The sequence below is a fragment of the Bradyrhizobium sp. CCGUVB1N3 genome (genome assembly GCF_024199925.1).
GTDB lineage: Bacteria > Pseudomonadota > Alphaproteobacteria > Rhizobiales > Xanthobacteraceae > Bradyrhizobium.
Genome location: NZ_JANADR010000001.1, coordinates 435,580 through 449,792 on the forward strand (window position 1 = coordinate 435,580; position 14,213 = coordinate 449,792).

Genomic DNA, 14,213 nt, shown 5'->3' on the forward strand with positions numbered 1-14,213 from the left:
GAGATTTCAGGCATGGCATCGGTCACCATCAGCAATGTGCGCAAGTCCTACGGCGGATTCGAGGTGCTGCACGGCATCGATCTTTCCATCGCCAACGGTGAATTCGTCGTGCTTCTGGGACCGTCCGGCTGCGGCAAGTCGACATTGCTACGGATGATCGCGGGGCTCGAGCCGATCACATCCGGGCAGATCAGCATTGGAAGCGTGGTGGTCAATGGACTGCATCCGAAAGACCGAGATATTGCGATGGTGTTCCAGAACTACGCGCTCTATGCGCATTTGAGCGTATTCGACAACATGGCGTTCTCGATGCAGCTCAAGAAGCTTCCGAAGGACGAAATCCGGCACAAGGTGGAGTGGGCGGCCTCGATCCTCAATCTTACAGACTATCTGGACCGCCAGCCGCGGCAATTGTCCGGCGGCCAACGCCAGCGTGTTGCGATGGGGCGGGCCATCGTACGCGATCCGTCCGTATTCCTGTTCGACGAGCCGCTGTCGAACCTCGACGCGAAGCTGCGCGTGCAGATGCGAACGGAGATCAAGGAACTTCATCACAAGCTCTGCACGACAACCGTCTATGTGACCCACGACCAGATCGAGGCCATGACCATGGCCGACACGATCGTGGTCTTGCGTGACGGACATATCGAGCAGATCGGCAGGCCGTTGGAAATCTACGATCGTCCGGCAAACCTGTTCGTCGCCGAGTTCATCGGGTCGCCTTCGATGAACTTCCTGTCCGGTGAGATCGCCACTGACGCGGGACGGCTGGTGCTGCGCTCCAACGGCGTGACCCTGCCGTTGCCTTCGAATGCAAACGTGAGAGCGGGGCAGGCCGTGACATACGGAATCCGGCCGGAGCACCTGCGGCCGGGTTCTGACGGCCTTGGTATCCCCGCCAGGGTTTCTATCGTCGAGCCGACAGGCCCCGAGATTCATATCTACGCGGAGATGGGTACGCAGGAGGTTTGCGCCATTACGCAAGAACGTCTCGAGCTAGGTCCTGGTGACGAGATCACCCTGGTCCCTGCACTCGACAGGATCAGGCTGTTCGACCCGGCAACGGGCCTCGTCATCAACGCTCCGCATGACGTCGGGGCGCGCGACCTGATGCGAGCCTAGAGCATGATCCGCAAAAAATGTGCAGCGGTTTTCTGAAGAGATCATGCTCAAACAATAACCGAAAGCGCGACGATGAGTCGCCCCAATCGCATCGCGATTTAGGTAGCCGGAGCAAACGCCGGCCATCTGCGGATCAACGGGCGGAGGAAACATGGTGGACTACGTTATCGTCGGCGCCGGATCGGCCGGATGCGTCCTGGCAAATCGCTTGTCGGCGGATCCGGAGCACGAGGTTGTTCTGCTCGAGGCCGGCGGCAAGGATAGCAATCCCTTCATCCGCATGCCGGCGGGATATCTTGCGCTCATGAAATCCGGCAGCGTCGATTGGCATTACCATACCGACCCTCAGCCTCATATGGACAACCGGGTCATGTATTGGCCGCGCGGAAAAGTGCTCGGAGGATCGAGCTCCATCAATGGAATGGTCTACATCCGCGGCCACGCCTCCGACTACGACATGTGGGCTCAGTTGGGCAATCGCGGCTGGTCCTACAGCGATTGCCTGCCATACTTCATTCGTTCGGAAGGGCGGGAAGCCGGCGCCGACGAATATCATGGCGGTGATGGTCCTTTGCGGACTAGCCGGCTGCCGGAGTTGACGCATCCGCTGACGAAGGCGTGGTTCGAGGCCGGGACGCAGGCGGGATTTCGCGCGACGGATGATTTCAACGGCGCCGAGCTGGAAGGCTTCGGCCCCGTCGACAGCACGATCGCCGACAACCAGCGCGCCAGCGCGGCCCGGTGCTATCTGCATCCGGTCCTGGATCGTCCCAATCTCAAGGTGATTACGAAAGCGCTCGCGTCACGCATCCTGGTGGAACGCGGCCGCGCCGTCGGCGTCGAGTACATCAAGGACAATCGGGTTCACACATTGAGAGCCGAACGCGAGGTGATCCTGTCCGGCGGCGCCATCAACTCGCCGCAACTGCTTCAGTTGTCGGGCATCGGCGATGGAGACCACCTCCGTTCGCTCGGCATCGACGTCGTTCACGAATTGAAGGGCGTCGGGCAGAATTTGCAGGATCATCTCGCCTGCGGGGTGAAGCAGCGTTGCACCCAGCCCATTTCGTTTCTCAAGCACACCAAACCGTTGGGCGCGACCAAGGCCTTTATCCAGTACGTGCTCACCAAGACAGGTCCGGCGACGTCGCACGGCCTCGAGGCGATGGCGTTTCTCAAATCGCAGCCTGATCTTGTCGCTCCGGACCTGCAGTATTTCTTGGTGCTCCTGATCTACAGCGACCATGGCCGCAAGATCGCGAACGAACATGGCTTCATGGCGTACTTCAATATCGCGCGCCCCGAAAGCCGCGGCAGGATCATGATCAGATCGGCAGATCCGCGGCAGCATCCATCGATTCAACCGAACTACCTGGAAGCGCAAAAAGATGTCCTCAACATGCGCGATGGCATAAGGATCGGTCGGGACATTATCGCGCAGAAGGCGTTCGACCCATATCGTGGTGAAGAGTATGGTCCTGGCTCCCGGGCGAAGTCGGATGCGGACGTCGACAGCTATGTTCGGCAAACTGCCGAAACCATCTATCACCCCGTCGGCACCTGCAAGATGGGGGCGGACCCGCTTGCCGTCGTTGACGATCGGCTTTGTGTCCATGGTGTTGGAGGGCTGCGGGTGATCGATGCGTCCATCATGCCGCGGCTGGTTTCGGGCAATACAAATGCGCCGACGATCATGATCGCGGAGAAGGGGGCCGACGCTATCCTTGGCTGCCAGTCGAAAGCGACACGTACCAAGCCGCAGTAGGCCGTGGAGCAACGTGCCTTACAGGAAAAGTTCATCTAGACCACGTGTGGCCCGTTGGATTGAAGACTTATCAATCCCTGCGGGCAGCCAACCACATCATAACGGGAACGCCGACAAGCATCGCAACAAGTCCAGCCGGCATCTGTCGTGGAAACAGCGCGACGCGCCCAAGCCAATCGGCAACGATCATGATCAGGCTCCCGAACAGCGCAGAGCCCAACAAATGGGGCAGCGCTCGTTGAAGGCCTAGCTTGAGGGCGAAATGAGGGGCCATCAGGCCGACGAAGCTCAATGTGCCTGCCACAAGACAGCCCGCAGCGGTCAGCAATGCCGTGAGCACAATAATAGCAAGTCTGCTACAGCCGAGATCGATGCCGAGGGCCTGAGAGGTGACCGGCCCCAGAGGCAGCAGATCCAGCCATCGCACCAAGAGTATCGCGGTGCTTAGCAATGCGCAGGCGGCGATCGCCGTCACCGCTGCGATCGAACCATCGATTCCATAGGTCGATCCGCTGAGCCAAGTTAGCAGCAGCATGGCGCGCGGATCTCCGCCGGCCTGGAGGACGCCGATCAGGGCGTCGACGATGGCACCGAAAGCGATCCCAGCAAGCACGATTCGGTTCGGCGCCAAACCGCTGCGGTGTCCGAAGGCTAGAAGGGCCGCGAGAGCGAGTCCTGCGCCTGCGAACCCCGCGAGTAGCGCCGTCTCCTGTCCGAGGCCGCCGAGTCCCAACAAAGCCAGCAGTAGACCGAGCGCCGCCCCAGCGGTTACGCCGAGGACCTCCGGGCTCGCCATCGGGTTGCCGGTCAGGCGTTGCAGAAGGACGCCGGCGGTGGCGAGCATTGCGCCGGCCGCTGCGGCCGCGGTGACGCGGGGAGCGCGCCAAGTCAGGAGCATGTCAAGCTCTGCTCCAGCGCTCCATCGCCAACCTGCAGTGCCACGGCCGATCGTCAACGAAAGCGCTGCGCCCAGCACGAGCAGCAGAGCAATGGTCAGGAGGGTGCCCCCGGTTGCGCGTCTGTATTGAGAGTGCCGGTCCTCGTGGACCGGAGCTGGCGTCAGATGTGAGCGGTTGATCACCCACAGCAGAACTGGGGCGCCAGCCAGCGCCGTCACGGTGCCGGTTGGGAGCTCGGTATCGAACATGCGGTTGAGGACGAGAACGGCCTGGTCGGCGAACCAGAGCAGTGCTGCGCCGATCACAGGAGACCAGATCAGACGTTCACGAAATCGTCGCGCTCCGGCGGACTGGACGATCGCGGGAGCGGCCAATCCGACGAAAGCGATGACACCGACTGCACTGACCACGGATGCTGTCAGGGCAACCACCGCCATGAGGCCAACGAAACGAACGATAGCGAGACGCAGACCAAGCTGTTCGGCACTGGCGCTGTCAAGGCCGAGAAGCGTCAAGGGGCGCGTCATTGCGATGAGGATGGCCATGACGACAATGAAGCGCGGCGCGATGTAGGTGACGGCGCTCCAGTCCTGCTGGTTGAGCGATCCTTTTCCCCAGATGAACAGGCCGGCGAGGGCCCGTTCCTTTAACAGCATGAGCGCCGCAGCGATGGCGCCGAAGAAGAGGCTGACCAGCAGACCCGCAAGAATCAGGCTCAGGGGGGCAGATCCGCGTCGCCACGACAGCGCAAAGACCAGACCGGCGGCGGCCAGGCCGCCTGCGAAGGCGATGGCCTCGCGTCCGTCGTTGAGCAGTTCGGGAGCGAAAAGCGTCGCAAGTGCGAGTGCCGCACTTGCGCCCGATTCGACGCCGAGCGTCGTCGGCGATGCCAATGGATTGCGCAGAAGTTGCTGAAAGGCGGTTCCGATCAGAGCGAGCGCCGCACCGGCGAGAAGGCTTGTAACGAGACGCGGCAACCAGCTGTAATGAACGACCATCTGCCTCACGTCATCGGCCGGTGGCTGGAAGACGGCGCTGATCCACAATTCGCCCGGCAACTGCGCAGCCAGTGTCGTGAAGCTCAGCGCGAGTGCGGCCGTGCCGAGGATTGCCGCGAGGATCGCCGGGCGATGACCGACGTGACCATCAACCATTCGGGCGAGCCATCAATGTGAACTGCCTGTCGAGCAGCCGCGCAAACCGCTCCGCCGAGGGCAAGGCGCCGAACATCAAGACCGGAGGAAGGTCCACGATCCGGCCATGTCGTACGAAGGACATGTTGCGCCAGAGCGGCCCGTGGGAGAGCGCGGCATAGTCGCTCGCTTGGGCAAGACGCACGAGGTAAACATCATCCGCCGTCGCCAGCGCTTCGATCCCGATCGTCGTGAAACCCCAGTAGTTGGTCTGGCGAGCCCAGGCGTTCGTCAAGCCGATACGGTCGAGTACGTCTTGGAATAGGCTTTTTGCACCGTAAACCCGCGCATGACGGCGATCCATGAATTGAACGATATAGACCGGCAATGTGTTCACTGCACGTAGTCGCTTGCGTACCCCCTCGAAAGTGGCGTCGACGCGGGCGATCAGGCGTTCCGCCGCCGCGGTCGTATCGGTGATATGGCCGAGATGCCGCGTCGCTTCTCGCGCACGCATGAGCGGCTCGCCGGCTTCGTCATACAGTGGCAGTGAAAGCACTGGCGCAATGCGGCGAAGCCGGTCGGAAAGACCGGCAAGATAGGGGGTCAACAAGATCAGATCCGGAGCCAGTTCAAGCAGCAGCTCGATGTTCGGCTCGAAGGTGCCACCGATATTGACCACATCGGCGGGGAGGCGCGGTTCGGCGACCCAGTCGTTCCAGTCGTCGGCAGCAGTCACTCCGACCGGGACAATCCCGATCTCCAGAAGGGTTTCGGCCAGCCCGAAGTCCAGTGAGACGATACGCTTGGTCTCCCGTGCGGTAGCGGGGGCGATCCCGCCCGCGGCGAGCGTAGCCAGCATGCCTTGCCCGAACGACCTCCGCGACAGATGCGAGCGCAGACAATGCGCGCTTTCACACATACCCCGCCCCGGTCTCACAACGACATGGCTTCACTCGAATGCCGAAACGCCGAGCCCCAGCGGACGACCGGCTGTGGCAGGCCCAGCTCGAAATGGTTGCGGCCGAGCAAGGCGTTGACGATGACCGCGCTTCGCCAAGCCATGAGGCTCAGTTGCGAATCCGCAATGCCATGGCTGTAGCGACCTGCATTGAGTGCGAAAATACGGTTCTCCCGCGGACCATCCCAGGTGGCAGAATAGTCATCGGCAAGAACCAGGCGATGGTTTCGATCGAGCGCGATGCGGTCCTGCAATGGGGCGATGGCATCCGGAAGCTTGAATTTATATCCAGTCGCGAGCACGAGGACGTCAGCAAAGCAGATCTCGATGCCGCCATCGAAGCCATTGCGGATGATCAAGCGGAAGCCATCTTGAACTCGGTCCACTTGGATCACATCGCGGTTCGGCAACAGCTCGACATCGGGATTGCGAGCCTCGATATGTCGCAGCGTGTAGAGGCGGCGGTATATCGCATTGATGGTCGAGAGTGACAGACCGTCGCTCGTCAGAATGTGAGTGCCGAGAGCCGCGTGCTTGCGTTCGTCGTTCAATTGGCGGAATGCGTCGATATATTCCGGCGAGAAGACCTGATTGGAGAACGGCGTATCGTTCATCGGCTCGAAATTGTGCCGGCGGCTGATCCATTTGAGGCTATTCGGCAACTGGTCTCGCGACAGCAGATGCTGAACGATCTCGCCCCCGCTTTGACCTCCTCCGATCACGACGATGCGGTCGGAGGTTATGTGTGGCAGACGATCGACGGCTTCGGAACAGTGAAAGCAGCGATCGCCTTGCAGGGAAAGCGCCCAGGTGGGCAGGGAGGGGCTAGCCCCAACACCGAGCGCTATGTTTCTAGCGCGATGGCGGCCTCCGTTCGTCGTCAGCACAAAATCGCGCCCGTCGTGGGATATCTCGCGGATGTCGGTTCCAAAAGTCAGATTGGCCAGGCTATCCGCAACCCATTCGAAGTAGCGGGCGAATTCCCGTCGTGGGACCGCGTCATAGCGGGCATTGAGGAAGGTGAAGAGACGCTTGTGAGCCACGAGGTAAGCGACGAAGGACCAACGGCTCGTTGGGTTCGTTGATGTCACCAAATCCTTCAGAAAGGAGGACTGCAGCTCGACATCCGGCAGCATCATTCCAGGATGCCACTCGAAGCAGGGACGCCTTTCGAAAAATCTCGCGTGAAGCGTGGGTGTGCTGTCAAGCTGTGCTGCGAGGCTGAGGTTGAATGGGCCGATACCGATCCCGGCGAGATCGAGTGATCCGCCATGATCTGACGTCGGCAAGTGATTGGCAGGGCTCATCGTCGTCGTCCTTTGCGATTGGGGGTATTGCGTTAGCGGCGCGCGTGCTGGGATTGCGGGCACCCGAGGTCCGCAATCGCTTGCTCGATCCGGTGCGCAAAACGGCTGTGGAAGGCGTTGGACCCGATCACGTGCAAATGGGTCGTCCCGGCGATGATCTCGGCCGGGTTGGCACGACGCGAGTACTGTCGCCAGTCGATCAGGTTGAGGCCGCGATGGAGGCTGTCCTCTGCTGTCCACGAATGGAGTGGGCAGTCGTATCGTTGCATGCGGTAGCGACGGAAAATGAGTGCGTTGTCGATCAGGATCCAGAATGTATGTTCGCGGCTGGAGACATCCGGTCCGTCGGTTGGAAGCTCGTCTTTCTCGTTGCCGATGAAGCGCAGGAACTGTTCGTAGGTGAGCGCATCCATTGACGCCAGGAGGCGCTCCCAGTCGCTGCGCATGCGCGTACGCGCGAGCCAGTCTGTCACCTGTGACCGCAAGAGGTCTCGTTCGCCCGGGGCAAATTGCGGGATGGCGCCGAGCGCGAACTCGCTGCCGATCTCGCAGACGTCGACCATTCCGATCAAACGCAGATCGACGTCATTGCCGAGCATCCGGGCGGCTTCATAGGCGAGAAGGCCGCCCCACGACCAGCCGAGGAAGAGGCAGGGTTGACCGCGGCTCTGTCGCCGAATGTGCTCGACATAACGGCCTGTGATCTCTTCCACGGTGGCATTCAGCTTCAGGTCTTCCGAGAGGGAGTAGCAGATGAAGCCCGTTGCAGGCTGCTCAGGCCCGAGGAAGTCGACGAGCTTGACGTACTCGCGAGTGCTCACGAGCAGTCCTGGAAAGCAGTAGAGCATCGGCTTGCTCCCGGACGTGCGTAGCGCGATTACCTGGCTGCCGATCTCTTCTCCGCCTCCTTCGATACGGGCCGCCAAGGATCGGACCGTGGGATAGTTGAAGAGGTCGGCGATGGTGGTGTGCAGGTCCGGTCGCTGGCGCTTCAATCGTGTCAGGATCTTGATCGCCGCGAGTGAGTGCCCTCCGATCTGGAAAAAGTCATGGGTCACTCCGATCGCCCGGAGGTCGAGCACCTCGCACCAGATCTCGAGAAGCTCACTCTCCAGGGACGTGGTCGGCGGCACGGCGTCCGTTAGTCGCTTGACCGGTGCGGGCAGCGCCGCACGATCAAGCTTGCTGTTGGGATTGATCGGCAGCCGCTCGAGCGGGACGATCGCGGCTGGGACCATATAGTCCGGTAATTTGCCGCCGACGGCCCGGCGTAGATCATCGGGATCGAGCGTCGCGCCGACCTCGGGGACGACGTAGGCGACAAGGCTCGGCTGGCCGTCATCGTTACGCAACAGGGCGACGCATTCGCCGACGCCAGGCTGCTCCACCAGGGCTGACTCGATTTCGCCGAGCTCGATCCGGTAGCCGCGCAGTTTGACCTGATGATCGACACGGCCGACGAATTCGACCGTGCCGTCTTCGCGCCAGCGAGTGAGATCACCCGAGCGATACAGGCGTCCGCCGTCGGCGGCAAAGGGATCGGGCACGAAACGGTCCGCGGTGATGCCGGGACGACCGACATAGCCGCGAGCGACTCCCTCGCCCCCCAAATAGAGCTCGCCGGTGACGCCAATCGGGCAGGGATTCATGTCGGCATCGAGGACATAGATGCGTCTGCGTCCGACTGCACGTCCGATCGGAGCATAGGTTCCGTGAAAGCGGGTGCCGGGCCGGACCTTCCAGACCATTGGCGTCATGATTGTCTCTGTCGGACCGTAGCCGTTAATGAGCCACTTGGCCGGAAGCGATCGGGTCAAAAGGTCAAACGTCGTCTGGGCCAGTCCTTCGCCGCCGAAAGAGTAGAGCCGCAAGGGAGGCGCGTCACCGGCTATGTCCGCCCATTCCGCAAGCTGCTGCATGTAGGTGGTCGGAATACTCGCATTATTGGCGCCGTGCCTGTGCATCGCGCTCAGGGTCTGTTCCGGTGTCCATAAGGCCTGGTCGGGCAAGACGATGCTGCCACCCATCATGAGGGGTACCATCCACCGTTCATGCCCGCCATCGGAGCTGAACGGCAGGAACGGTAGCTCCCGCGAGGCCTCCGACATTTCGTAGATGCGCGCTGTGCTCTGGCAATGGTGGGTGAGGGGGCCGTGCTCAACCGCCACTCCCTTCGGCAGTCCGGTCGAGCCTGAGGTGTACATCACATAGGCGAGCTGGCTGTGATGAACGGACACGGGCGGAGGCGTCACCGGGACCTCGGAGAGATCCAGTCGGTCCAGTTCCAGGATCGTTGCATCGATATCCGAGGGAATGCGCTCGCGCAGCCAGCTGTTTGTGATGATGACCCTCACGCCGGCGTCGCGGAAGATATGATGGTTGCGCGCCGGCGGTTGATCCGGTTCTACGGGAATGTAGGCGCCGCCAGCTTTCAGAACGGCAAGGATCGCGGCAATGGTCTCCGGCGAGCGCTTGACCAGCACGGCGACGCAGACCTCCGGACCCGTTCCGGCGCCAATCAGGCGATGAGCGAGCTGGTTAGCGCGCCGATCAAGGTCAGCATGGGTCCAGCGCTCGTCTGCATAGATGATCGCTGTCTTGTCGGGCGTCAGGGCGGCGTGCGCCGCAATCCATTCGTGGACCGGGCGATCATCGTCCGTCGCCTCGTCTTCATAGGGGGCTGAGAGACGGTCCAGCTCTTCCGCGGAGACCAACGCGATGTCGCGCAGGCACACATTCCCGTTGAGCGTTGCGGATTCCAAAATCCGCAGGAAATGATTCGCGGCGCGGGCCAGCAGTGCGTTGTCGTAGAGTGCCTCCGATGCATCGATGACCACATCGAGATGACCCGCAACATTCACTTCCGTAACCAGCACCAGGTCCGCGTCAGCGCGCGTTGCTGGCGCGAGTACCGTCCCGATTGTGATGTCCGGCGGCGTCGAGGGTGCGTCGATCAGGCTGTCGCGATGCTCGAACAGCGATGCAATGTAGGTGCCGCGCATGTCCTGATCGTCACGCCACAGCTCCTGCGTTAGCCGTTCCAGGGGTAAGTGATGTCGCAATCCCTCATCCAGGCGGTCGCGAGCATGCCGTGCAGCCGCGACAAAGGTCATGGCCGGCGAGAAATCGAGACGAAGCGGAACGAGGTCCTCCAGTCTGGCGATAACATCAGTAGCGTTCGAATTTGCGCGGCCATCACAGACGAATCCCGAGCGCAATCTGAACTGGCCCCCATACAGCGCCAGGAGCACGTTGAAGGCCGTCAGGAGGACCAGCCGCTCGGAAAGACCGGACGCCATGGCGAGATCGAGCACCTTCATCCGGAGATCCGGGTTGAGGGTGAAGCGATGCTGCTTGCGCAGTCCGGCGGCACCGTCCCCGAGAGCTGGCCGGACCGGAAGAGTTGCACAGATACGCTCCTCTCCAAACGTCGATCGCCAATAGGAAAGGGCGTCATCGTGGGCCGACGAGTGCAGCCACTGATGCTCGACGGCCGCCCGGTGCAGGCCGGCGTCGAGCACCGAGTCTACCCGAGGGCCAGCCAAGGCCCTTGGAAGATCTCGCGCGAGGACTCTTAATGATGCGGCATCGCAGACGATCGGATGCAGAGCGATGACGACGACTTGGTCGGTGTCGCCGAGCCGTATGATCCGCGCACGCGCGGAGACATCGATTTCGAGATCAATGGGTGAGGCAAGAAAGTCGGCGATTGCGTCCAAGAGCGCCGCATCCCGCTTCTCAGCGGCGATTTGCGAAATATCCCCCGTCGAGACCTGAAACGCGTCCATCGTGGCTGCGGTTTGTTCGACATGTCCGCCGGCCAAGCGCCGGAAACGCATTCGCAGTGCCGGATGACGTCGGGCCAGCCGGCGCAGTGCTGATCTGAGCATCTCGGTCCCAACGGCCCCCTGAAGCCGCAAGGCGAGGACCTGGGCCGGGAAAACGCTGTGATTGCCGATCTGGCCGAGCGACCAGATCCGTTTTTGGGCCAGTGTCAGGGGAAAGTGGTGTGCTCCGGCGTCGATCACGCCAGAGAGTTCGGCACTAAGGACTGTCATATGGCTCCGCGGCTGCTGAAGTTGTCGCTAGGGGGCGCTTTCGTCAGGATCTTCCGGTCGTCGGGCTTTGGCTGTCCATCAACTGCGCCCAGCTCGCGGGCCGCGAGTCGCACCATGTGGTCTCGATATGCGCGAGGCACTCGTCTCGTGAACCGTTGAAAGGGATGGCTTTCCATCCGAACGGCACGGGGCGACCGTCCCGCCAAACGGAATAGCGGCCTTCGCTATCCCTCACCACCTGCCAAACGTCGTCGATGTCCATGGGTTGGTCTCTCTCGCCGATGCTGCTTGCAAGACGAAAGCGGCTGTCCTGGATTTAGGCTGTGCGCGATTTTTTTTGGTTCGGCTAAATCGGCGGGTAGGTCAGTCGTCTTGTGTATGAATGCCGGGTTTGGCAGAGCCCATCGCAACGATTCACCGAGGCCTTCAGGATGAATGCCAAGACGCAACTGATGTCCTGGCGCGAGCAGGGACCGCGAACTGGAATAACCAAAGCGGGCCTTGGTGGTCGGATATCGGTCACCTCAGGAGATGGCACCATGGAGGTCTGCGATGACGTGGGCCTGCGCAGTCATTTTGGGGTGATCCGGGATGGCGATGCGCTGCGTGTCCGCGTGCCGCCTGATTTGCGGAGCGATGCGTATCACTTGCTTTGCGGCGCGATTGAGGTTTTGACCGCTGTCGATCGGGCCGTTCGTGTGAGGCTGGAAGGTGTCGACCGCGAGCTTGCGGGTAGGCTGCATCGGGAAGGTATCGCAATGCATCAGGGCGGGATCCTGATCGTCGAGCCAGCCCAATTCTGGCAACAGCCTCGGTTATGGCTGCCGCATGCGGAGTCCCATGGAGGTCATCCGCAGCTGCACGTGATGTCCGGTGATCGCCGGCACCCGCGACGTGCGCCCAAGCCAGGCGGCATTTGCTATGCGCGGTACATTCCGTGGCTTGATCGGGTACTTTCCTTTGTCGTCGTCGATCCCGAGCGCGATCTTCCACTCTATCATCGTTGGATGAACGATCCCCGTATCGAAATCATCTGGGGAGACGGTGGCGACCTCCAGCGCCATCGACGCGACCTCGAAGAGCGGACGGTCGATCCGCACGTCCTGCCTTTGATTGGCTATGCCGATGACGCGCCCTTCGGCTATTTCGAGGTTTACTGGGCGAAGGAAAATCGAATCGGACCGCACTACCGTGCGGACGACTATGATCGCGGTTGGCACGTGGCGATTGGCGAGGAGGCGTATCGTGGTCGCGCCTGGATCACCGCATGGTTGCCGTCGCTCATGCACTTCATCTTTCTTGACGACATTCGCACCCAGCGGATTGTCGGAGAGCCAAAGGCCAGCCACAGCCAGCAAATTCGCAATCTCGATCGCGCGGGTTTTGCGAAGATCAAGCATTTCGACCTACCGCACAAGCGTGCCCTGCTGGTCATGCTGTTGCGCGAGCACTTCTTTGCAGACCGATTGTGGGCGACGGAACGCGATTCCGCAGCCGAAGTGTCCACGCAGGCATGACGATATCGGTTTCCGCAGCGGCGGACGCGCCCGAACCTGGCTTTGCGGCCCCGCTCGACCTCGCCGCGCCAGACATCGGGCGAACGATCGTTCGATTGGCGCTGCCCGCGGTGATCGGGCTGTCAATCAACGCGTTGCACCATGCTGCGAATGCCGTGTTCGTTGGAATGATCGGCGCGCATGCCATGGCCGCGGTCAGCGTGGTCTTGCCGCTCGCGATGGTGATCGGCGCGATCGGCGAGGGGCTGGGAGTGGGGGCCGCGGCCATGATCGGTCGCCTGCTTGGCAGCGGCGCCGCGGGCCGTGCCAGCGTCACGGCTTCCACCATATTGACTCTGGCGGTACCCGTCGGTCTGGCGATCACGCTTGTCGTCATGTCCGTTCGCCAGCCGCTGCTGGCGACGTTCGGTGCCAACCCGGACACGTGGCTGATGGCGGACAGCTATGTGGGCGTGATGGCATTCGGCGCGACCTTGACGCTTCTTCAGATCATCGCCGACTTCATCGCAATCGCGGAAGGCAACACCCGTTTCAGCATGTGGACGTTGCTTGGCGGATTTGCCCTCAACATCGCCCTCGATCCGGTGCTCATCTTTACGCTCGAGCTCGGAGTCTCCGGCGCGGCGTTGGCGACGATCCTGTCGCAACTCGCTGTTCTGGCCGCGTACGCATTCTACTTTCTCGCGCGAGCGGGGCGGGTCCACGTGACGCTCCATCTGGTGCGCCCGCGCTCTTCCATCTTGCGACCGGTCATCGTCTTGGGCTTGCCAACGACGCTTGCAAGCATCGCCACTGCGGCGGCCTTCGCCATGGTCTACTACCAGGCCGGTTCGTTTGGCGGGGATACCGCTATTGCGGGTCTCGGCATCGCACTGCGGATGCTTGCGCTCGGCTCCTTGCCGCTGATCGGCTTCGCGCTTGGGGCGCAGACGGTGCTGAGCTTCGCCTATGGTGCTGGCAATCGTGCCCGCGTGCTCGCGGCGACCCGTTTCGCGCTGGCCGCCGCCTCCGGCTTTGCGCTCCTGTACGGTTGCATCGTCGTCGTCCTCGCGCGGCCGATCGCTTGCCTGTTCTCAGCGAATCCCGCCGTGCAGGATGTGGCCGTGACCGCGATTGTCGCGGTCCATGCTGCCTTTCCGCTCGCTGGAGTTCGGTTGGTTGTGCTTGTTCTGCTTCAGGCGATTGGGCAAGTACGCGAGGCGGCGCTGGTGAGCCTTGCCCCACAAGGCTATCTGCTCATTCCGCTTCTTGTGGTGTTGCCGCCATGGTTTGGCTTCGGCGGGATCCTGGCAGCTCTCGCCGTTGCGGCGGCGCTCGCAAGCGTTCTGGCGGTCGCCTTGCTGATCCCGGTCGTCCGGCGTCTCGGCGCCTCGCAATTCGGTCCTGAAAGCGTTGGCGGGGAGAAGGCTACTTGACTGTCATTTCTCTCGTTCGATCCGGCAAGTCTGGTC

Annotated in this window: 9 protein-coding genes; 4 read left to right on the forward strand and 5 right to left on the reverse strand. The window is 61.9% G+C overall.

Features of this window, described 5'->3' with window-relative positions:
* The first annotated feature begins 12 nt into the window (after positions 1-12).
* Both NLM33_RS01960 and NLM33_RS01965 read left to right on the forward strand, forming a co-directional pair.
* Positions 13-1,122, forward strand: a complete 1,110-nt coding sequence (locus NLM33_RS01960; protein ID WP_254094192.1) for an ABC transporter ATP-binding protein — start codon at positions 13-15, stop codon at positions 1,120-1,122.
* 151 nt (positions 1,123-1,273) lie between these two features.
* Entirely contained in the window at positions 1,274-2,887 is a 1,614-nt protein-coding gene (locus NLM33_RS01965) for a choline dehydrogenase (RefSeq protein WP_254094194.1), read from the forward strand.
* A gap of 70 nt (positions 2,888-2,957) precedes the next feature.
* Here the strand turns inward: NLM33_RS01965 and fhuB are convergent, their stop codons facing one another.
* From fhuB to NLM33_RS01990, 5 genes are all read right to left on the reverse strand, one after another.
* On the reverse strand, positions 2,958-4,940 hold the full coding sequence (fhuB, locus tag NLM33_RS01970; protein WP_254094196.1) for a Fe(3+)-hydroxamate ABC transporter permease FhuB: 1,983 nt from the start codon (positions 4,938-4,940) through the stop codon (positions 2,958-2,960).
* Positions 4,933-5,781, reverse strand: coding sequence for an ABC transporter substrate-binding protein (locus NLM33_RS01975; protein ID WP_254094198.1), 849 nt, complete (start codon positions 5,779-5,781; stop codon positions 4,933-4,935). Before NLM33_RS01975 ends, fhuB begins: the two co-directional genes overlap by 8 nt.
* Positions 5,782-5,855: 74 nt before the next feature.
* The gene (locus NLM33_RS01980; RefSeq protein WP_254094200.1) at positions 5,856-7,187 is read right to left on the reverse strand and encodes a lysine N(6)-hydroxylase/L-ornithine N(5)-oxygenase family protein; all 1,332 of its coding nucleotides are present in this window, start codon (positions 7,185-7,187) and stop codon (positions 5,856-5,858) included.
* A gap of 32 nt (positions 7,188-7,219) precedes the next feature.
* Positions 7,220-11,245: an amino acid adenylation domain-containing protein gene (locus NLM33_RS01985; RefSeq protein WP_254094202.1), complete on the reverse strand. Its 4,026-nt coding sequence runs from the start codon at positions 11,243-11,245 to the stop codon at positions 7,220-7,222.
* 43 nt (positions 11,246-11,288) lie between these two features.
* Positions 11,289-11,507 carry an MbtH family NRPS accessory protein gene (locus tag NLM33_RS01990; protein WP_254094204.1) on the reverse strand — a complete coding sequence of 73 codons (219 nt, stop codon included), beginning with the start codon at positions 11,505-11,507 and terminating at the stop codon, positions 11,289-11,291.
* Between the two features lie 169 nt (positions 11,508-11,676).
* Between NLM33_RS01990 and NLM33_RS01995 the strand changes: the two genes are divergently transcribed.
* Together NLM33_RS01995 and NLM33_RS02000 are read left to right on the forward strand one after the other, a co-directional pair.
* Positions 11,677-12,762 carry a GNAT family N-acetyltransferase gene (locus NLM33_RS01995; protein ID WP_254094206.1) on the forward strand — a complete coding sequence of 362 codons (1,086 nt, stop codon included), beginning with the start codon at positions 11,677-11,679 and terminating at the stop codon, positions 12,760-12,762.
* The gene (locus tag NLM33_RS02000) at positions 12,759-14,177 is read left to right on the forward strand and encodes an MATE family efflux transporter (protein WP_254094208.1); all 1,419 of its coding nucleotides are present in this window, start codon (positions 12,759-12,761) and stop codon (positions 14,175-14,177) included. The genes NLM33_RS01995 and NLM33_RS02000 overlap by 4 nt, the downstream gene beginning before the upstream one ends.
* Positions 14,178-14,213 lie beyond the last annotated feature (36 nt).